18 protein-coding genes are annotated in these 19,725 nt (G+C 67.0%); 11 read left to right on the forward strand and 7 right to left on the reverse strand.

All coding sequences use genetic code 11. The annotated features are described in order from the left end of the window. Positions 1–154 precede the first annotated feature (154 nt). The 3 genes from IGW04_RS04680 to IGW04_RS04690 are packed head-to-tail and all read left to right on the forward strand — an operon-like array spanning position 155 to position 3,453. Positions 155–1,513 (forward strand): MFS transporter, encoded by a 1,359-nt coding sequence (locus IGW04_RS04680; protein WP_194711877.1) that lies wholly within the window; start codon positions 155–157, stop codon positions 1,511–1,513. A gap of 41 nt (positions 1,514–1,554) precedes the next feature. Beyond that, the gene (locus tag IGW04_RS04685) at positions 1,555–3,246 is read left to right on the forward strand and encodes an FAD-dependent monooxygenase (RefSeq protein ID WP_194711878.1); all 1,692 of its coding nucleotides are present in this window, start codon (positions 1,555–1,557) and stop codon (positions 3,244–3,246) included. Positions 3,247–3,258: 12 nt separating this feature from the next. Further along, positions 3,259–3,453 (forward strand): DUF2783 domain-containing protein, encoded by a 195-nt coding sequence (locus IGW04_RS04690; RefSeq protein WP_194712032.1) that lies wholly within the window; start codon positions 3,259–3,261, stop codon positions 3,451–3,453. Between the two features lie 104 nt (positions 3,454–3,557). On the opposite strand, the gene IGW04_RS04695 is transcribed toward IGW04_RS04690, so the two are convergent. Beyond that, positions 3,558–4,634 (reverse strand): tartrate dehydrogenase, encoded by a 1,077-nt coding sequence (locus IGW04_RS04695; RefSeq protein WP_194711879.1) that lies wholly within the window; start codon positions 4,632–4,634, stop codon positions 3,558–3,560. Between the two features lie 104 nt (positions 4,635–4,738). Here IGW04_RS04695 and IGW04_RS04700 point away from each other — a divergent pair, with 104 nt between their 5' ends. Further along, on the forward strand, positions 4,739–5,665 hold the full coding sequence (locus IGW04_RS04700; RefSeq protein ID WP_194711880.1) for a LysR family transcriptional regulator: 927 nt from the start codon (positions 4,739–4,741) through the stop codon (positions 5,663–5,665). 268 nt (positions 5,666–5,933) lie between these two features. On the opposite strand, the gene IGW04_RS04705 is transcribed toward IGW04_RS04700, so the two are convergent. After that, complete coding sequence (locus IGW04_RS04705) at positions 5,934–6,209, reverse strand: KTSC domain-containing protein (RefSeq protein ID WP_228526854.1); 276 nt, start codon at positions 6,207–6,209, stop codon at positions 5,934–5,936. Positions 6,210–6,470: 261 nt separating this feature from the next. On the opposite strand from IGW04_RS04705, the gene IGW04_RS04710 reads away from it, so the two are divergent. After that, on the forward strand, positions 6,471–6,704 hold the full coding sequence (locus IGW04_RS04710) for a DUF3606 domain-containing protein (RefSeq protein WP_194711882.1): 234 nt from the start codon (positions 6,471–6,473) through the stop codon (positions 6,702–6,704). On the opposite strand, the gene IGW04_RS04715 is transcribed toward IGW04_RS04710, so the two are convergent. Next, positions 6,689–8,128: a CoA transferase gene (locus tag IGW04_RS04715; protein WP_194711883.1), complete on the reverse strand. Its 1,440-nt coding sequence runs from the start codon at positions 8,126–8,128 to the stop codon at positions 6,689–6,691. The two genes, IGW04_RS04710 and IGW04_RS04715, sit on opposite strands and share 16 nt — an antisense overlap. A gap of 180 nt (positions 8,129–8,308) precedes the next feature. Between IGW04_RS04715 and IGW04_RS04720 the strand changes: the two genes are divergently transcribed. The 5 genes from IGW04_RS04720 (at position 8,309) to IGW04_RS04740 (ending at position 13,472) form a co-directional block, all read left to right on the forward strand. Next, positions 8,309–8,974, forward strand: coding sequence for a response regulator (locus IGW04_RS04720; RefSeq protein WP_194711884.1), 666 nt, complete (start codon positions 8,309–8,311; stop codon positions 8,972–8,974). Further along, positions 8,974–10,386 carry a sensor histidine kinase gene (locus IGW04_RS04725; protein WP_194711885.1) on the forward strand — a complete coding sequence of 471 codons (1,413 nt, stop codon included), beginning with the start codon at positions 8,974–8,976 and terminating at the stop codon, positions 10,384–10,386. Before IGW04_RS04720 ends, IGW04_RS04725 begins: the two co-directional genes overlap by 1 nt. A gap of 115 nt (positions 10,387–10,501) precedes the next feature. Beyond that, on the forward strand, positions 10,502–11,488 hold the full coding sequence (locus tag IGW04_RS04730; RefSeq protein WP_194711886.1) for a Bug family tripartite tricarboxylate transporter substrate binding protein: 987 nt from the start codon (positions 10,502–10,504) through the stop codon (positions 11,486–11,488). Further along, positions 11,485–11,940 carry a tripartite tricarboxylate transporter TctB family protein gene (locus IGW04_RS04735; protein WP_194711887.1) on the forward strand — a complete coding sequence of 152 codons (456 nt, stop codon included), beginning with the start codon at positions 11,485–11,487 and terminating at the stop codon, positions 11,938–11,940. Before IGW04_RS04730 ends, IGW04_RS04735 begins: the two co-directional genes overlap by 4 nt. A gap of 2 nt (positions 11,941–11,942) precedes the next feature. Beyond that, positions 11,943–13,472: a tripartite tricarboxylate transporter permease gene (locus IGW04_RS04740; RefSeq protein ID WP_194711888.1), complete on the forward strand. Its 1,530-nt coding sequence runs from the start codon at positions 11,943–11,945 to the stop codon at positions 13,470–13,472. Positions 13,473–13,723: 251 nt separating this feature from the next. Here the strand turns inward: IGW04_RS04740 and IGW04_RS04745 are convergent, their stop codons facing one another. The 4 genes from IGW04_RS04745 to IGW04_RS04760 form a co-directional block, all read right to left on the reverse strand. Then, positions 13,724–15,592, reverse strand: a complete 1,869-nt coding sequence (locus IGW04_RS04745; protein WP_194711889.1) for a CocE/NonD family hydrolase — start codon at positions 15,590–15,592, stop codon at positions 13,724–13,726. A 202-nt stretch (positions 15,593–15,794) separates the two neighbouring features. After that, complete coding sequence (locus tag IGW04_RS04750) at positions 15,795–16,226, reverse strand: hypothetical protein (RefSeq protein ID WP_194711890.1); 432 nt, start codon at positions 16,224–16,226, stop codon at positions 15,795–15,797. Between the two features lie 120 nt (positions 16,227–16,346). Further along, positions 16,347–17,789, reverse strand: a complete 1,443-nt coding sequence (locus tag IGW04_RS04755) for a DUF3482 domain-containing protein (RefSeq protein ID WP_194711891.1) — start codon at positions 17,787–17,789, stop codon at positions 16,347–16,349. After that, positions 17,786–19,225, reverse strand: a complete 1,440-nt coding sequence (locus IGW04_RS04760; protein ID WP_194711892.1) for a DUF2868 domain-containing protein — start codon at positions 19,223–19,225, stop codon at positions 17,786–17,788. Before IGW04_RS04760 ends, IGW04_RS04755 begins: the two co-directional genes overlap by 4 nt. A 37-nt stretch (positions 19,226–19,262) precedes the next feature. Here IGW04_RS04760 and IGW04_RS04765 point away from each other — a divergent pair, with 37 nt between their 5' ends. Then, positions 19,263–19,478 carry a hypothetical protein gene (locus tag IGW04_RS04765; RefSeq protein ID WP_194711893.1) on the forward strand — a complete coding sequence of 72 codons (216 nt, stop codon included), beginning with the start codon at positions 19,263–19,265 and terminating at the stop codon, positions 19,476–19,478. Positions 19,479–19,725: the final 247 nt, after the last annotated feature.

Here is a 19,725-nt window from a genome sequence, read left to right on the forward strand (position 1 = left end):
CGGCCAGGCCGGCCTCTCCGGCATGTACCCAAAATGGGGACAGCCGCGTCGTTCACCCTTCCTATACTCGCCTTCAGCGCTCGAACAACAAGAAACCGCGCGATGGGCAGGCACCGCATGTGCCTGCGCGTTCAATCCTCCTGGAGACTGCACGATGTCGCATACCACCGCCTTTCCGGAAAGCGTTCCCGCTTCCGGCAGGACAGAAGCATCCCGCGCCGATGAGGCAGAACAGCAGGTCGTGGCCAAGGTGTCGCGGCGGCTGCTGTGGTTCATCTTCCTGCTGTTCGTCTTTTCCTTCCTCGACCGCATCAACATCGGCTTCGCCGGCCTGACCATGACGCGCGACCTGGGCCTGACGTCCACCCAGTTCGGCCTGGCCACCACCCTGTTCTACATCGCCTATATCGCCTGCGGCATACCGGGCAACATGGCGCTGGCCCGCTTCGGCGCCCGGCGCTGGATAGGCGCGATCATGGTCGCCTGGGGCCTCGCGTCCACCGCCACCATGTTCGCCACCGACGCCAGCACGCTGTACCTGCTGCGGGTGCTGGTCGGCATCACCGAAGCCGGCTTCCTGCCCGGCATGCTGGTCTACCTGACGCTATGGTTCCCGCCGGCCTACCGGGCCCGTGCCAATGCGCTGTTCATGATTGCGATGCCGGTCACGGCGGCGATCGGCTCGGCGGTGTCGGGCTACATTCTTTCGCTCGATGGCGCCTGGAACCTGGCCGGGTGGCAATGGCTGTTCATGCTGGAGGGCCTGCCGTCGGTGCTGCTGGGCCTGGCGGTGTTCTGGTACCTGGACGACAAGCCGCAGCAGGCGGCATGGCTGTCCGCCGACGAAAAGGCAGTGCTGGCGCGCAGCCTGCAGACCGGCGCCGCCGCGCCTGCCGCCGCGGCGGGCAAGGGCCTGCTTGCCGAACTGTGCTCGCCCATCGTGCTGAAGTTTGCGCTGGCCTATTTCTGCCTGGTCAATACGCTGGCCATGGTGGCGGTATGGGCGCCGCTGATCGTCAAGAGCTTCAGCGCCAATGCCAGCAACCAGACCGTCGGCCTGCTGGCGGCGATACCGCAGGTCGTCACCGTGGCGGCCATGATCGTCTGGGGCCGCCGCTCGGACCGCAGGCAGGAACGCCGCTGGCACCTCGCGCTGCCCATGCTGGCCGCGGCCGCCGGCTGGATGCTGACCGCGATGTCGGCCAGCCCCATGGTGCAGCTGCTGGGCGTGTGCCTGGCCTCGGCCGGTTCCTATACCGCGATGTCGATCTTCTGGACCACGCCGGACCAGGCGCTCAGCCCGCAGGCAAGAGCGCTCGGCATCGCGGTGATCAATGCGATCGGCAATATCGGCTCCGCGCTCAATCCGCTGGTCGTCGGCTGGCTGCGCGACACCACCCACAGCTTCACGGCCGGCCTGCTGTATGCCGCCGCGCTGATGGCTGCGGGCGTGCTGTTCGTGTTCCTGCTTCCGCTGGACCAGGGCGTCCGCCGCCCGTCCGCACGCCAATAGCCGGGCGCCTGCATCCGTCCAAAGCCTACGAGGAGATCATCATGCATCAACCAAGCAAGGAAGCACGTTCTTCGATCTACTACCCTTACCGGGTATTCGAGCCCTGGCTGCCGTCACGGCATCAGGCCCAGCAGCGCAAGCGCGTCGTCATTGCCGGCGCCGGCCCGGCCGGCATGGTCACCGCGCTGGAACTGGCGCGGCTCGGCGTGCCCTCCGTGGTGCTGTCGTCCGAGCTGCAGGTGTCGCAGGGCAGCCGTGCGATCGTATTCACCCGCCGCTCGATGGAGATCCTGCAGCAGGTCGGCGTGGCGCAGCGCATGAGCGAGAACGGCCTGCCATGGCGCTCCGGCAATTCGTACTACCGCGGCCAGCGGGTGTTCCGCATGGAAGCGCCGCATGATGCCGACGACCGTTTCTACCCGATGCTCAACATCCAGCAGCAATACCTGGAAGAGTACCTGCACGATGCCTGCCAGGCGAATGCGCTGATCGATTTCCGCTGGGGAAACAAGCTGGTGCAGCTGGAACAGGGCGATGGCGTCGTCGGCCTGTCCATCGACACGCCGGAAGGGCCATATGCGCTGGAAGCCGAGTGGCTGGTCGCCGCCGACGGCGGCCGTTCCGGCGTCCGCACCGCGCTGGGCCTGCAGATGGAAGGCTCGTCCTACGAAGGCTATTTCGTGATTGCCGACATCCGCATCGACCTGCCGCTGCCGACCGAGCGGCTGGCCTATTTCGACCCGGACTGGAATCCCGGCAACACCATCCTGATGCACCGCGAGCCGCACGGGATCTGGCGCGTGGACTACCAGCTGCCGCCCGGCGAAACGCCGGAAGATGCGCTGCGGCCGGAATCATTGAAGGCGCGCATCGACGCCCAGCTTGCGATGATTGGCCATGCCGGCGCGCCATGGGAAATGGACTGGTGCTCGGTCTATTCGGCACGCACGCTGACGCTGCCAGACTATCGGCATGGCAGGGTGCTGTTCGCCGGCGATGCGGCGCACCTGCTGCCCATCTTCGGCGTGCGCGGCGCCAATACCGCCTTCCAGGATGCGCAGTCGCTCGGCTGGCACCTGGGCTTCGTGGCGCGCGGCTGGGCCGGCGAAAGCCTGCTGGCCAATTACAGCGCCGAACGGGTCGGCGCGGCGCGCGAGATCATCGACGAGGCCGGCAAGAGCACCCGCTTCATGACGCCGCCCACGCGCGGCTTCCGGCTGCTGCGCGACGCCGTGCTGTCGCTGTCGCTGTCCGAAGCCTTCGTGGGTCCGCTGTACCACTGGCGCACCTCGCGGCCGCATGAATATGCCGGCTCCGTGCTCAACAGCAGCGGCGACGACAATGCGCTGTTCGCGGCCGGCCCGGCGCATGGCGCGCCGCCGCGCAACATCCGCCTGGGCGCCGACGACTACCTGCTGGACCACTTGGGCGGCGGCTTCGACCTGCTGTATTTCACGCAGCAGGATGCGGTGCCGGCGCCGCTGCTGCAGGAAGTGGCGAGGATACGCGCGCGCGGCGTGCCGCTGCGCGTGGTGGCCATTGGCGCCGGCGGCGAGGTGGCGGGCGCCGACCTGGCCTTCGCCGATGCCGACGGCCATTTCCGTGAACGCTATGGCGTCGCTGCCAGCGGCGCTGCCTATCTGCTGCGGCCCGACCAGCATGTCTGCGCCCGCTGGCTGACGCTGGACGCCGGCCGCCTGCGCGCCGCAATCGACGCGGCCTTGCCGCAGTAACAGGAGAACATGATGATCCGTACCGACAAGACCCTTGCGATAGCAGACCTGGAATCCGCCTACGACCTGCTGGCCGGCGCCATCGATGAAGCCGGGCCGGCAAGGAGCGAGCTGTTCCTGGTCAAGCTTGCGCTGCTCAATGCGAATGCGCTGGGCGAGGCGGAGGTTTTCGCCAGCCATGTGCGGGCCGCGCTGCGCGACCTGTAGGAAATTCAGATGAGCCAGCGCAGGCAGCCGGACACGAGCCGGCTGCCTGCGCTGATGTTGGCCATAGCGTTACCGCCTGCCCCTGGTGGAGCAGGATCGTTGCATCAGAGCGCGGCGGCGATCGCCTTGCCGACCTCGGTGGTGTTGCTGCTGCCGCCGAGGTCGGGCGTGGTCGGGCCCTGCACCAGCACGGTCTCGATGGCGCGCACGATCGCATCATGCGCGGCCGTATGGCTGGCGTCGCCGTTGCCGAGGAAGTCCAGCATCATTGCGCCGGACCAGATCATGCCGATCGGGTTGGCGATATTCTGGCCGAAGATGTCCGGCGCGGAGCCATGCACCGGCTCGAACAGCGACGGGAAGCTGCGCTCCGGGTTCAGGTTGGCCGAGGGCGCGATGCCGATGGTGCCGGTGCATGCCGGGCCGAGGTCGGACAGGATGTCGCCGAACAGGTTGGACGCCACCACCACGTCGAAGCGCTCCGGCGACAGCACGAAGCGGGCGCACAGGATATCGATGTGGTAACGGTCATGGCGCACGTCGGGGAACTGCGCGCCCATCGCATCGACCCGCTCGTCCCAGTAAGGCATGCTGATCGAGATGCCATTGGACTTGGTGGCCGCGGTCAGGTGCTTCTTCGGACGCTTCCGAGCCAACTCGAACGCATACTTCAGGATGCGGTCGGTGCCCTTGCGCGAGAAGACCGACTCCTGCACCACGAATTCACGGTCGGTGCCTTCGAACATCCGGCCGCCCACCGAGGAATACTCGCCTTCGGTGTTCTCGCGGACCACGTAGAAATCGATGTCGCCCGGCTTGCGGTTGGCCAGCGGGCAGGGCACGCCGGGCATCAGACGCACCGGGCGCAGGTTCACATACTGGTCGAAGTCGCGGCGGAACTTGATCAGCGAGCCCCACAGCGAGATATGGTCCGGCACCTTGCTCGGCATGCCGGCCGCGCCGAAATAGATCGCGTCGAAGCCTTCGAGCTGCTCGCGCCAGTCGTCCGGCATCATCTTTCCATGCTGCAGGTAGTAGTCGCAGTTGGCCCATTCCATCGTCGTCAGATCAAGGCCGATGTTGAACTTGGCGGCGGCGGCCTGCAGCACCCGCAAGCCTTCCGGCATGACTTCATTACCGATGCCGTCACCGGCGATCACTGCGATCTTGTGCGTCTTCATGTCTGAACCTCTAAGTGGGGATGGCGATGGAAGGCGATCATACTCAATACGATGCGTTTTATAATGGGGCTATTTGTAATCTGAAAGAACACGGAACGTGAACAATGCAGCTTGACTTCAAGGCGGGCAAGCCGCTTCTCGGCGATCTCGACCTGTTCTGCGCCGTAGTGAGGCGGCAGGGCTTTGCCGCGGCGGCGCTTGAACTGGGCGTGTCCAATGCGCTGGTGAGCAAGCGCATCGCGATCCTGGAGGCGACGCTGCAGGTGCGCCTGCTGCACCGGACTACGCGCAGGGTGTCGTTGACCGAGCATGGCAGCGTGGTGCACCAGTGGGCCCAGCGCATCCTGGAGGACGTGAGCCACCTGGAGGAAGCCGTGTCGGCCAAGGGCGGGGCGCCGCATGGCGTTTTGCGCCTGTGCACCAGCTCAGGGTTCGGCCGCAACTGGATCGCGCCGGCCATGTCGCTGCTGGCCCGGCAGCATCCGGAACTGGTGATACAGCTCGAACTGCTGGACCGGCCGGTGGATCTGCTTGCCGAGGGATTCCACCTGGATATCCGCATCGGCCAGGTGCAGGAAACCCATCTGATCGCAAGAAGCATCGCCGCCAATGCGCGCGTGCTGTGCGCCTCGCCGGCCTACCTGGAAAGCCATGGCATGCCGCAGCGGCTGGAGGAACTCGCCGGCCACAAGTGCATCGCGATCCGCGAGCGCGACCAGGACTTCGGGCGCTGGAAGCTGGACGGGCCGGATGGCCCCGAGACCGTGAAGGTGGGCGGCCCGCTGTCGACCAACAACGGCGAGCTGGTGCATCAATGGGCCATCGACGGCCACGGCATCATCCTGCGCTCGATGTGGGACGTGGGGCAGAGCATTGCCGATGGCCGCCTGGTGCGGGTGCTGCCGGCCTACAGCCAGGAGGCCAATGTATGGGCGATCTATCCGACGCGCCTGAATCTGTCGGCCAATGTGCGGGTGTGCGTGCAGTTTTTGGAAGAGTGGCTGGCAAGGTCGCATGGATCATGGACCTGAGCGCGGCAGCGCAGACTGCTTTTTGGTCAGGGCTGGCCGGGCGGAAATCGTAGAACTCGTAGCCTGGGTGGAGCGCAGCGCTCCACCCAGGCTACGTCTTCCAGAGCCCTAACCCTGGTCGACGAAAGGTGGAATGCCCCTTTGGGGTATTCCACCCTACGCGGCTCTGGCCATCAACCGCGTGGCAAGCTGGCCGTCGGCGCCCTGATGGGGGAGGACTGCATCACGAGGCTGGTACGGACGACTTTGCTTCAGCGCTGGAATTCTCCTAGCTGTCCGCTTCCTTGTCAGGCGCCCTGAAAAGGTCTTCCAGCGCCTGGCTTGCCGCCTTCGGCCGCACCGTGCCGCGGCGGCCGGTGAATTCTTCCTCGATATTGTCGCGGTAGTAGCTCCATGCCGAACCGGAGGTCGAGAGCTTGCGCCAGACCTCGGTGCCGACGCCTGAGTAATCGATCGCGCTGCCGTCATCGAATTCCACCCGCAGCATGCGCTCGCGCGGGTCGTATCCGATGGCGCGCAGTTTGCCGGCGTTGATCTTTTTCATTTCCATGATGCATGCCGTCCTTGTCGAAAGTGTTGGTGGCGGAGAGTGGCTGCGGGGCCAGGACCGGAATTCTTGCACGAACCCTGGCATCGCATGATGCGGTGGATGCAGGAAAAGCATGCCGCCCTTGCCGGGCCTGCGCCTGCTTTCCCCCGTCATCCATTGATCACGCTTAAGGCCATGCCGCAGTTCTTTGACCTTGCGGGGAAAGGCATGTGAGGATCGTGTCCCACCACAGACAGTCAATAGAAGGAGCACAGCATGTCGGACTACAACACGGGCAGTTCAGCGGGCAAGGCGCAGGAACCGGATCAAATTCGCATCGATGTCCAGGATGAATCCGCGCTGCGGGAATGGTCCAAGAAGCTCGATGCCACGCCGGACGAGCTGAAGGAGGCGGTGGCGGCGGTGGGCGACCTCGCAAGCGATGTCGAGATGCACCTGAAGGGCAGCCGCAGCAGCATCAACAGCGAGCGGGTTCACAACGCGCTGTAGGCGCCTGCGCCGGGCAGCCAGGCCGGCGCATGGCTGCCCAGCGGCATGGCCGGCAAGTCCCAGCAAACCGGCGTGGCCGACATCCGGGCTGCATGGCGGACGGTGGTCAGCATGCCGAAGCCGGACGCATGCTGCTCGGTCAGGTCGGCGATGTCGCCGAAGCCGGGCATGGCCGTCTGCAAGCCGCCCTCGACGCGTCCCAGATGGCGCAGCCAGTGCCCGGTCTGCGCCAGCGACAGGCGCACGTGCCAGCTTCCGCCTTCCCGGCTGCGGCGCATCAGCGCGGCCATCACCGCATACGCCATCAGATAGCCGGTGGCGCGGTCCAGCGCCTGCGCCGGCAAGGGGGCGGGCGCAGTGCTTCCGCCAGCCTGGGCCTCGGCATGGTTGAAGCCGCTGGCGGTCTGCACCAGCGAATCGAAGCCGCGCCGCGCGGCCCAGGGCCCGGCATGGCCGTAGGCGCACAGGCTGACGTAGATCAGGCCCGGCCGCTTTCGGGCCGCCGTTTCCGCATCCACGCCCAGCGCATCCAGGCCGCCCGGCCGGTAGCCCTGCACCAGCACGTCGGCGTCGCGCAGCAGCGCATCGAATGCCTGCCGGCCCGGCGCGTTGCGCAGGTCCAGCCAGCAGGCCCGCTTGCCCAGGCCGGTTTCCATCACCAGCGGCTCGATCGCCGGCAGGTGCGGCGCGCTCACCAGCAGCACGTCGGCGCCGTGTCCCGTCAAGGTGCGGCCGCAGACGGGGCCGGCGATCACCCTGGTCAGGTCCAGCACCCGCACGCCCGACAGCGGCCGCGAGGCCGGCGGCAGCGGCTGCGGCGGCGCGTCGCCGATACGCTCGATCGACAGCAGCGGCAGGCCGGCCACTGCCTGCCTTTGCGGATGGGCATCCCACTCGTCAAAGGAGCGCATCGCCGTCACCACCATGCCGGCCGCGGCGGCCGCGTCCTCGAAGCGGAAGGCATCCCATGACTGCAGCGCGCGGCTGACCGCTTCGGTGTCATGGCTGCACCCGAGCAGGCGCAGCACGCCGTCGCGGTGATGCGGAAAATTGGCATGGATGCGCACCCAGCGGCCGTCGCCGCATTGGAAGGTGCGGGTGAGCCTGTCGCGGAATTCCGGCGCCGGCGCGCCGTCGACCCGCAGGTATTGCTCGGCGCGGAATTCAATCGCCGCATTGCGCATGTCCACATCGATCTGCTGCGCGATGCCGGTGCGCTGCCGGTGCAGCTCGGCCGCCGCCAGCGCCGACGCCGCGATGCTGGCCTGGGCCGCGGTGCCGACGGCGAACGATGACGGCAGCCCGGGTTCCTTTCCGGACAGCCGGACCCGCTCCAGCGCGCGTTCGTCCTCGCCTGACAGCCGCCACAGCGCGGCGAGCGTGCCGGTGGCGTCCGGTGCTGCTTTCTGATCGTGACCGTTCATGCGTTCTCCTCGGGCTTCTGGCGTGGGCTGCAATAGAATAGGCCAAACCCGGCATGCGCGTCGACCGGCGCCGGTGACAGGCTGCTGACAGCTTGGATGCGCACAATGCAGGGCTGGAGCGCTCTAAAGTCCCGGCTGGTCCTGCCGGGCTTGAATCACGATCATGGGGAAACTGGGAAGATGAGGCTGCTGCTGGCGGAAGACGAGCCGGAACTGGCGAACTGGCTGTGCCGCGCGCTGAAGCAGAACGGCTATATCGTCGACTGGGTCGATGATGGCCGGCTGGTGGAAAGCAGCGTCGGCCGCGTCAGCTATGACGCGCTGATCCTGGACCTGGGCCTGCCCGGCATGGACGGCCACCGGGTGCTGGCCCGGCTGCGCGAAATCGATGCGCGCCTGCCGGTGCTGATCCTGACGGCGCGCGACTCGCTGCTGGAGCGGGTCAGCACGCTGAAGAAGGGCGCCGACGATTTCATGGCCAAGCCGTTCGCCATCGACGAGCTGGAAGCCAGGCTCACCGCGCTGATCCGGCGCGCGCGCGGCAGCGAGCATCCGCGCCTGAGCTGCGGGCCGCTGGCCTATGACGCCGTCACCCGCCAGTTCACGCTGGACGACAAGCCGCTGTCGCTGTCCAGGCGCGAGCATGCGCTGCTGCATGCGCTGCTGCGCTGCAGCGGCCAGCCGCTGCCGAAGAAGGACATCTACGACAAGGTGTTCGAGGACGAGGTCGATGCGATGCCGGAGGCGGTGGAAGTGCTGGTCTACCGGGTGCGCAAGAAGCTCGAAGGCAGCCCGCTGCACATCGTCACCCTGCGCGGCCTGGGTTACCTGCTCGAACTCGCCTGATGTGGCGCAACATCGTTTTCCGCTGGAGCCTGCGGCGCACCGTGCTCACGCTGCTGCTGCCGACCCTGACCCTGATCACCGCGCTGGAGCTGGTGACGGCCAACCGCACCGCCACCGACGCCGCCAATTCCGCCTATGACCGCTCGCTGCTGGGCGCCCTCAAGGCGCTCGACGCCAATATCACCACGCCGGGCGGCGGCCTGGCGGTGGAAACGCCCTATACCCTGTTCGAGTTCTTCGAGCTGACCGCTTCCGGCCAGGTGTTCTTCCGCGTCGCCAGTGAAGACCGCCTGGTGGAGATCGGCAGCGCCGACCTGCCGCCGCCGCCGCGCCCGCTGCAGACCGGCAAGCCGCAGTTCTATGACGCGGTCTATTTCGGCCAGAAGGTGCGGGTTGGCGCCTATGCGCGCGAACTGAAGCAGCCGGCCGGTGCGAACGGAACGCCGCATCACCGGGTGGTGATCCAGGTTGCCGAAACCCTGGGCTCGCGCCAGGAATTCATCCGGCTGCTGCTGGTGGCCGCCCTGCAGCGCGACCTGCTGCTGCTGGTGGTGGCGGGCGCCATGCTGGCCCTGGTGCTATTCCTGACGCTGCGGCCCCTGACCGCGCTGCGCAATGCCGTCAGCGCCCGCTCCGACCATGACATGACCCCTATCGACACCAGTTCGGTGCCGGCCGACGTGCAGCCGCTGGTGGCCGCGATCAACCTGCACATGGCGCGCAACCGCGAGTTCATGGAAGGACGGCGCCGCTTCGTCGACGACGCATCGCACCAGCTGCGCACGCCGCTGGCGACGCTGCGCACCCAGCTCGACTACGCGCTGCGGGAATCCGATCCGCGCAATGTCAGCGACGCGCTCGACGCCGTGTCGCGCCAGCTGGATGACGCCACGCACCGCACCAACCAGATGCTGGCGCTGGCCAAGGCCGACGCGGCCGAGCTGGAGATGGGGCAGGTGGACCTGGCGCAGCTGGCCGAGCAGGCCGCGCGCGACGTGGTGCTGGCCGCGCGCGAGAAGCGCATCGACCTGGCCTACAGCGAGCCGGAACAGGCCGTCCTGATGCGCGGCCATGCCGGCCTGCTGCGCGAGGCGCTGCTGAACCTGCTGCACAATGCGATCCGTTATGCGCCCGAGCGTGGCCATGTGTCGCTGAGCCTGGCCTGCCGCGATGACCGCGCCGTGTTCACGGTGATGGATGACGGCCCGGGCGTGCCGCCCGAGCAGCTGTCGCAGCTCGGCGGGCGGTTTTTCCGGGCCAGCAACAGCGCCTCGGGCGGCTCCGGCCTGGGCCTGGCGATCGCGCGGGCCGTGGCCGAGCGCCATGGCGGCGAACTGGTGCTGTCCAACCTGATCGACGGCGCCGGCTTCTGCGCCAGCCTCATCCTGCCTTTCGAAAATCCGGCGAACTGACAGCCGACTGACAGCTTCGGTTGCTAGAGTTCGCCTCAATGCGGTGCATACCGCTCATTCAAAAAGCGGGCTGGCGCCCAGTCAGCCGCCATCACAACCGTCACTGGAGACAATCATGAAAAAGATCCTCTGCGTCTTTACGCTCGCCGCCGCCGCTGTTGCCCCCGCCGGCGCCTTCGCCGGCCCGCTGGACAAGACCGAATGCATCGCGGCCGCCAAGCCGGGCGGCGGCTTCGACCTGACCTGCAAGCTGGCCCAGACCGCGCTGTTCGACGCCCATGTGATCAAGGACCCGATGCGGGTGACGTACATGCCGGGCGGCATCGGCGCCGTGGCCTACAACGCCATCGTCGCGCAGCGTCCGGCCGAGCCCAACACCATCGTCGCCTTCTCGGGCGGCTCGCTGCTCAACATCGCGCAGGGCAAGTTCGGCCGCTACAGCGAGAACGACGTGCGCTGGCTGGCCGTCATCGGCGCCGACTATGGCGCGGTGGTGGTGCGCAAGGATTCGCCCTACAAGACCATGGCCGACCTCGCCAACGCGCTCAAGACTGACGCCACCAAGGTGGTGCTGGGCGCCGGCGGCACCGTGGGCAGCCAGGACTGGATGAAGGCCGCGCTGACCGCCAAGGCCGCCGGCGTGAACCACAAGACCATGCGCTTCGTCGCATTCGAGGGCGGCGGCGAGGCGATCGCCGCGCTGCAGGGCGGCCATATCAGCGCCTACTTCGGCGATGCCGGCGAAGCCTCGTCGCAGATCAAGGCCGGCGCCAACATCCGCGTGCTGGCGGTGATGTCGGACAAGCGCCTGCCGGGCGCGCTGGCCGACGTGCCGACCGCCAAGGAGCAGGGCTATGACATCGACTGGGCCATCGTGCGCGGCTTCTACATGGGACCCAAGGTCAGCGACGCCGACTTCAACACCTGGTCGGAAGCCTTCGCCAAGGTCACCAAGACCAAGGAGTTTTCCAAGCTGCTGGACGAGCGCGGCCTGTACCCGATGACCCTGACCGGCCCGGAACTCAATAGCTACATCAAGAGCGCCACCGAGAAGTACCGCAAGCTGGCCGGCGACTTCGGCCTGATGGGACAACCGAAATGACCAGCGACCGCGTCCTCGGCATTCTTGCCGTCGTGATGGGCGCCGGCATGGCCGCGATGTCCTGGGGCTACGTGGCCCAGGTCGAATACGAGCCGGTCGGGCCGCGCGCCTTCCCGCTGCTGCTGGCGGGGCTGATCGTGCTGTGCGGCTTGTGGCTCGTCGTCAAGCCTTCGCACCGCGCCCATTTCGGCAGCACGCTGCAGATGCGCAGCGTTGCGCTGTGCGCCCTGTTCGTGGTGCTGTATGCGGTGCTGTTCCAGCTGCTGGGATTCGTGATCGCCACAGCGCTGATGTCGATTCCCGTCGGCCGCATCTTTGGCGGCACCTGGAAGCAATCGGTGCTGACCGGCGTGGGCATGGGCCTGGTGCTGTTCGTGCTGTTTGACACCCTGCTCGACGTGGTGCTGCCGGCCGGCATCGCGAAGCCGCTCTTCACCGCGATTGGACTCTGATCATGGATACCCTTTCATTCCTCACCTCGGGCTTCGCGGTCGCGTTGCAGCCGATGAACCTGCTGATGGCGGCCATCGGCGCCTTCATCGGCACCGTGGTCGGCCTGCTGCCCGGCCTCGGCCCCATCAATGGCGTGGCGATCCTGATGCCGCTGGCATTCGCGCTGAAGCTGCCGCCGGAAACCGCGCTGATCCTGCTGGCGGCGGTGTACATCGGCTGCGAATATGGCGGGCGCATCTCGTCCATCCTGCTCAACGTGCCGGGCGACGCCGCGGCCATCATGACGGCGATGGACGGCTATCCGATGGCCAGGAAGGGCATGGGCGGCGTGGCGCTGTCGATCTCGGCCTGGAGCTCCTTCGTCGGCTCGATGATTGCCACCGTCGGCATCGTGATGATGACGCCGCTGCTGTCGAAATGGGCGCTGGCGTTCGGCCCGGCCGAGTACTTCGCGCTGATGGTGTTCGCATTCGCCTGCCTGACCGGCCTCCTGGGCGACCAGCCCGTCAAGGCGCTGCTGGCGACCCTGATCGGTTTGGCGCTGGCCACCGTGGGCGTGGACGCCAATTCCGGCGTCTACCGCTTCACCTTCGACTCGATCAACCTGTCGGACGGCATCCAGTTCATCGTGGTCGTCATCGGCCTGTTCTCCATCAGCGAACTGCTGCTGATGCTGGAGGAGGCGGTGCATGGCAAGGCGGTGATCCCGGAAACCGGCCGCACGCTGTTCAACCGCCGCGAAGTGGCGGAGACCTGGTGGGGCACTGTGCGCTCGTCGCTGGTGGGCTTCGTGGTCGGTATCCTGCCTGGCGCCGGCGCCACGGTGGCAAGCGCCATCACCTACTCGATGGAAAAGCGCATCGCCGGCGCCAGCGGCTCCTTCGGCGAAGGCGACATCCGCGGCGTGGCCGCGCCGGAGGCGGCCAACAACGCCTCGGCCAATGCCTCGTTCATCCCGATGCTGACGCTGGGCGTGCCCGGTTCCGGCACCACCGCAGTGATGATGGGCGCGCTGACGCTGTACAACATCACGCCGGGCCCGGCGCTGTTCCAGCAGCAGCCGACGCTGGTGTGGGGCCTGATCGCATCGATGTTCATCGGCAACGTGATCCTGCTGGTGATGAACATCCCGATGGTGGGCGTGTTCACCCGCATGCTGAAGGTGCCGAACTGGGCGCTGGTGCCGGGCATCCTGGCCGTCTCGGCGGTCGGCGTGTATGCGGTGCACTCGACCACCTTCGACCTGGTGCTGATGTCCATCCTTGGCGTGGTGGGCTATGCGCTGCGCAAGTGCGAGATGCCGATGGCGCCGCTGATCCTGGGCTTCGTGCTGGGCGAGATGATGGAGCAGAACCTGCGCCGCGCGCTGTCCATCACCAACGGTGAACTCGGCATCCTGTGGGAAAGCCCGATCTCGGTCGGCCTCTGGATCTGCGCCGCCGCGATGGTGATCGTGCCGCTGGCTTTCCGCAAGCTCAGGAAGCCGGCTGCAGGCATCGCGCCGGCTGGTGTGGTGGTGGAGCAGGCCTGATGTCCTGACTTGCGAGCCGCGTTCGGTGGCTCGGCAAGCCCGTTGCGCTGGAAGGCGCAACGGGCTTTTGTTTTTGGATGGGGCTTGTGCCGGGAGACGGGAAGGGGGCAGTTGCCGTTGCCGTTGCTTTTGAAGTGGCCGTTGCCGTTGCAGTTAGATCCGGTTGAATTGCAACAGCAACGGCAACCGCGCTCGCTTCCCCAGGCCCCGCAGCCTCATCCCGCTACCCGGACGGCAGCCGGGCTCTTCGCTCAATCAACGAATGGCAGACCCGCGCTGATCCCGTTCACATTCACGCTCAGCGGAATGCGGGTGTAATAGTTGAAGTACTGCGGATGGTAGCCAAACACCACCAGCCCCAGCTCATCGCTGCCATGCAGCAGCATGCTCACGCCCGGCAAGGTCACCGTCTGGGTGCCGAATCCCAGGATCGGCTGCACCTGGTCGTGCACCAGTTGCTGGCGGCCGTCGGCGGTCTTGCGTACCAGGCCGAGGAACAGGATAGGCGGGTTGTCGATGGCTGCCTGCAGCGGATCGGTCGGTGCGACGGTGAGCGTGACCGTGGGCGTGCCCAGCAGCTTGCGGTCGCTACCCGAGGGCTGCGCCAGCCTTACCACCGTGCCGGCCTCGGGGCCGGTAAAGGACTTCATCAGCGGCGAGGCCAGTGTGGCAGGGTCGTTCGGAATGATCGCCGGCGCCAGCAGGGCAGGAACGCCGGCCACCATGTTCTGCACCGACGAAGGCGTGGCCGTGGCGCTCGCGCCGCCGCGCCGGATCAGCGGCGCGCCGGACGGATTCGTGCCCAGCTTCGCCACTTCATGGCAGCCGCCCTCGGCAGTCTCGCCTTTCGCGCCGTTGGTGGCGCTGCCATCCTCCAGCACGGCGCGCAGGTCGGGCACGGTCAGGTAGTCGGCGGAATAGCTGGCGTTGAGCCGCGCATCGACCAGGTTCTGCGAGAGGAAGGAAAACGCCAGGCGGGCCACCGGGATGGAGGCGCCGCCGCAGGAGACGTTTTCCTCGGTGAACTTGGTCCCGCTGGTGCTGCTGACCAGGACGTCGGGATGGCCGAAGCGCACCGCCATGAACTTGGAGTTGGGATTGGCCTTGCGGTAGCACTGGAAGGCGTCGAAGCCTTCGTTCAGGTTGAACAGGATGTCGTTGGACGACTGGATGAAGAACCCCGGTATGCCGGGCTGCTGCATGCTGGCGCTGTCGTTCTCGCAGTAGGACACCGCGCTGTGCCGGTACATGGTCTGGCTGAAATTCGGGCTGACCCGGTTGAAGGTGCTGGCATCGACGAAGGCCTGGTAGGTGAAGGGTTCGGCGCGGCCCAGCCCGGCCGCGCCGACGCCGACCAGCAGCGCCAGGTATTCGCTCTTGGGCGTGTTGTAGAGGCTGTAGCGCAGGTCGTACCAGGTGGAAGTGGGCACGATGGCGTCGATCCGTTTGTCGACGCCGGCGCCAATCGTCTGGAAGCCGCCGCCATAGCTGAGGCCTACGCCGCCCACCACCGGGTCCGGCACGCCGTCGCGGTTCTTGCGATGCGCCAGCCGGGGCAGATTGGCCTCCGCCCAATCGATGATGGCCTTCACGTCGCGGCCTTCGATCTCCGGGTCCATCACATTGGCAAAGCCGCCGGAGTCGCCGAAGCCGCGCTGGTCGAAACTGATCACATACCAGCCGCGTCCGCCGGCCTTGCCGCCCTGGGCGCCGCTGGTCAGGGCCAGCTTGGCGGTCTGCAGCGGCGTATTGGCGGCGGCATCGTAGGAAGTGGTGTCGAGATCGCGGGTGCGCTTGCCACCCCATCCGTGGCCTTCCAGCAGCAGCGGCGCGCTGCTGCCGACCGGGATGTCGGGCACATATACGGTGAACGCAATCACCGCGCCGTCAGCCGAGACCGTGCTGGCGTCGAAGCGGCGCGCGGTCTGCGCCGGCGCGGTATCGTTCAGCGGCAGCAGCCCGGCCTGGTCGATCGTGGAAACCAGGGTCTGGGTGGTGTCGGCAAGCAGGGTGGCGGCGGTTTTGGGGGCCAAGGCCGCGCCAGGCTCGTTATTGCCGCAGGCGGCAAGCGCTGCAGACAGGGTGAATGCGCCGGCGGCGCGCCATGATAGGGATGTCATTTGTCTTCCTCCGTGTAGCGGCAATCTGCGACTGCCGCTTGATCTGTTTTTGTGCAGCAATAATCAGACCATAAAGGAGAAAAACTTGTTCCGGAAAACCGTTGATCACACGCAATAGAACGCTCGTGCGAAGCGGCGTTTCAAGCAGGAGGGGCCTGCCGGTTTCGGCAGGCCCCTCCTTCCCGCAACGGGAGCGACAGCTTCAGTAGCCGTAGTAATAACGCTGATGACGCTCGCGCCAGTAAGGCCGCTCATAGCCGCTTTCCACCACCACGGCCGCAGGCTGGGCCTGGTAGACGGGGGCCGGCTGGTAATACACCTGTGGCGGCGGCGCCGGCTGGTAATAGGTGCGCGGCGCTTCGTAGTAGGCAGGGGCCGGCGGCTGGTAGTAGGTTTGCGGCGGCGCGTAGCTGGGCGCTGCAGTGGCATTGGCGATCAGGGAGCCGACAACGAGCGCGCCCAGCACGCCGGCCACCACCGCTGCGCCATTGTTGCCGTGGCCACCGTGTCCGCCGTGGCCGCGATAGCCGCCGTTGCCATGGTAGCGGCCGCCATCGGCAAGGGCCGGGCTGGACAGGGAGGCCGCCAGCAGTCCGGCGGCGGCGACGGTGGAAATCAGGGTCTTGCTGCGCATGGCTATGTCCTTTCCAGGAAACGCCGGCAAGGACCGGCGAGGACCTGAATATACGGTCTTCCCGCGCAGCGGTGTTCGCTTCTTATGCCTTGTTACAAGTTTTACGGATGCCGGCGGCATTCAGCGCGGATAGAGCCGCTGCAGGATGGCGCTGGTCATCTGTTCCAGCAGTTCACCAAGCTGCGTATCGCAGGCGGCATTGCCCCAGAGCGCCGGCAGCCTGGCCGCATGGCGCGCCACCTCGGCTTCGACCTCCGCCTGCCAGAAGGACGGCGCCTCGCTCTCGACGAAGCCGCCGCGGCCGCGTCCGAAATGCGCCACCGCCAGGTAGCGCAGCAGCGCCGCCACCAGCAGCGAGCGCAGGAATTCCGGCGAGAACCGCACCCGCGCCTCGTTGCGGCTGGTCGTGGTGTTGAAGGTCCAGGCGGCGCCGGAGAAGGTCAGCGCGCCGACGATGCCGCCCAGCAGCGCGCCGGCGCCGAAACTCAGGCCGCCGGCCATCAGGTCGGCCGACAGGCCGGTGGCCGCGCCCGACACCACCGCGCCCAGCAGTCCCGCCTGGCGGGCGTCGACCGGCGTGCGCACCACATAGGCTTTCTGCACCCGCTCGTGTATCCGCTGCGCCGCGCCGGCGTCGAGCCGGTGCAGCCGCAGCAACTGCGCGGTGCTGTCGGCGATGCCCTGTTCCAGGCGCGCCATCAGCGCCTTCATCGCCTGTTCCTCGCGCCTGGCGCCGAGCTTCTGCCCGAGTCCGACGGTGCGCGCCACGCTGTCGAGCATGGGCCGCCCGGCCGGCGGCACCGGCTCGCTGTCGGCGGCGGCGGCGCACAGCTGCCGGCCGAGCAGCTGCATGGCGTCATGGAAGCGAGACTGGTTGTCATGCGCCCATTGCGCCAGCAACCGGTCGCAGGCGGCCCGCTTGTCGGCCGGCACCAGCGCCGCCAGCGCTTCGAACAGCACGCGTTCATGCACCCAGCAGCGGGCGAAGGCGTCCAGCGCCAGCACCCGGCGCACTGCCGGACAGTCGGCCAGCGCCTCGGCCCAGCGCGCCTGCTCGGACTGTTCCTGCGCGGCCGGGCGTGGCGGCCCCATCTGGTTCAGCAGGACCACCACCGGCTTGCCCAGCCAGTCCAGCACCTTCATTTCCGGCGCCAGGTAACCGGCGTCGTGCGGATCTTCGGAGGCGTTGACCAGGTACAGCACCAGGTCGGCTTCCTCGCGCGCGGTGCGCAGCGCCTGCTGGCTGAGCCAGAACGGCCGGTCGCGGTAGCGGTCGATGACCTCGCGCAGCAGCCAGCCTATCGGGTTGTCGGCCGTGGCCAGACGCTTCGCCAGCCGCACCGAGTCGCCAAAACCGGGTGTATCCCACAGCAGCAGCGCATCGCCCCCGGCGGTGCGCAGCAGCGGATGCGACTCGGACGCGACGGTCACATGCGCGGCGTCGCGCACTTCGCCCAGGTCCATGCCGACCAGGGTACGGGCCAGCGTGGTCTTGCCGGCATTGGTATGGGAAATCAACACCAGCTGGATCTGCTGGCCTTGCTGCCCCTGCGCCGCACTCATGGCGCGCTCCGGGCCGCGCCCAGCAGCCGCTCCAGCTCCTCGCCGCCGGCGTCGGGCGCGAGAAGATTGACAATGGCCGCGGGAACTTGGTGCTGCGCGCAGAACTGGCGCCAGAGGCCGGCCCGCTCGGCGGCGCGGGCGGCGGCCTGCGGACCCAGCCGCTCCAGATAGCCGGACTCGTCGATCAGGGCCACCACCCCGGCGGCATGGCTGCCGCGCAGCTGGTCCAGGAACTGGCCGTGATTCTCCGGCTCCGGCGTCGCCGACAGCGCAAACAGCGCCGCCGTCACCGCCTGGCCTGCAGCCGGCGCCGGCGGCGCGTCGCCATAGGCCGTCACCGGCAGCATAATCAGCTCGGCCTGCTCGCCCAGCAGCGTGCGCGCTGCGCCGGCAAGGCCGGCCTGACGCGCCTCGTCAACCCGCATGCTGTAGGGACAAACCCGCAGGGTGGCGGTGCCCGGCGCAAGGCCGGCGCACAGGCGCTGGAAATAGGGCTGGGCCAGGTCAAGCGGAAAGCGCGCGGCCAGCCGCCGCTCGCGCAGCCAGGCGAACGCGGCCAGCGCCAGGCGCGGCAGCACCACCAGGAGGAGCAGGGTGGCGGCATACAGATGCACCCACTGGGCTCCGGAGTCGGGCGGCGCCGGCTGCCCGAAGCGCAGCGCTTCCACCTGCTGCGGCGTGAAGCCATTCAGGCCCAGCAGCGACACCGCGGGCAGGAACAGCCAGGACAGGAGCGCATGCACCTGGCCGGCATCGAGGAAGGTGCTTTCCCAGCCGACCCGGTAGGCCGCCAGCACGCCGCGCAGGTACAGCGACATTGCCGCGCCCGCGGCCAGCAGTGCGGCGCAGAGATGCAGGATGCGCGCGCCGCGGGCCAGGGTCAGCGGCGCCGACAGCGACAGCCATTCCTCGGCGAAGCGGGCGAGCGCGGCGCCGAACCTGGCCTGCGCGCGGCGAACCCGCGGCAGCGCCGGCCAGTGCAGGGCGCCGAAGCGCCGCCGCGCCGCGCGGCGCGGCAGCAGCGGCCGCAGCAGCAGCAACAGGTACACCGCCAGATTCCACAGCAGGATCAGCAGCAGGGGCGCCGACAGCAGGTTGACGCGGTGCACGTCGCCGATACGATCAGCCAGCACGCCGAACAGCAATGCCAGCGCCGGCAGCACGATGCCGGCAATGCGCAGCCAGGGGCGCGGACGCAGCATGCCGGCGGCCGCCGGCGTGCGTTCCGCCAGGCGCGCCAGCAGTTGCTGGGCGCGCTTGTGCAGGAACAGGTCAGGCGTGGGCGCCTGTTTGCGCTCGGCTGCCGTCCACTGCGCCAGTTCGCGCGCGGTGCGGCTGGCGTAACGCCGGTCGTCCTCGCTCAGGATGCGGCGCTCGCCATCGCTGGTCTCGATCGCCTTGATCATCAGCACGTCATGCGCAGCGCGTTCATCCATGGAGTCACGGTAAGAATTAATCCGGCCTCATTGTAATTTGGATGGGCGCAACCGCCCCTTTGACGACATCCTGCTCTTGTCGAAAGATAAAATATTCTCGAAAAAAATGATGCCGTATGCCAATATTTTTCGAGAAAGCTTGATGATTGTCGTTATTCCGCCTGCTGGAAACGATATTGTTTCTCCAGCGAATCGCGCAGGAAACGATTTTCGTAAAGCCTTATCAATGACGCATCGAATCGGCACTGCATGAATCGATTGCGTCGAAAATTTAACCGATTCCTGTTTCATGCATAAAAACAGGGATTGAATTTCAAATATGAGCGCCAAATTAAAAGGGGGCGGGAATAAGCTGCAGATTCTTGCATTTTTGGTTATTGGTGCATTAACGGAAAAGTTTTTCCGCAACCGGGATTAATTCGCACAACAGGAAATATTTCAAGTAATTGATCTTTCAGGAAATATTTCGCTTAATTAACGTATTTTTGACGCATCAAAAA

It is taken from the genome of Noviherbaspirillum soli, from assembly GCF_015352955.1.
In the GTDB taxonomy this organism is placed as follows: domain Bacteria; phylum Pseudomonadota; class Gammaproteobacteria; order Burkholderiales; family Burkholderiaceae_D; genus Noviherbaspirillum_A; species Noviherbaspirillum_A soli.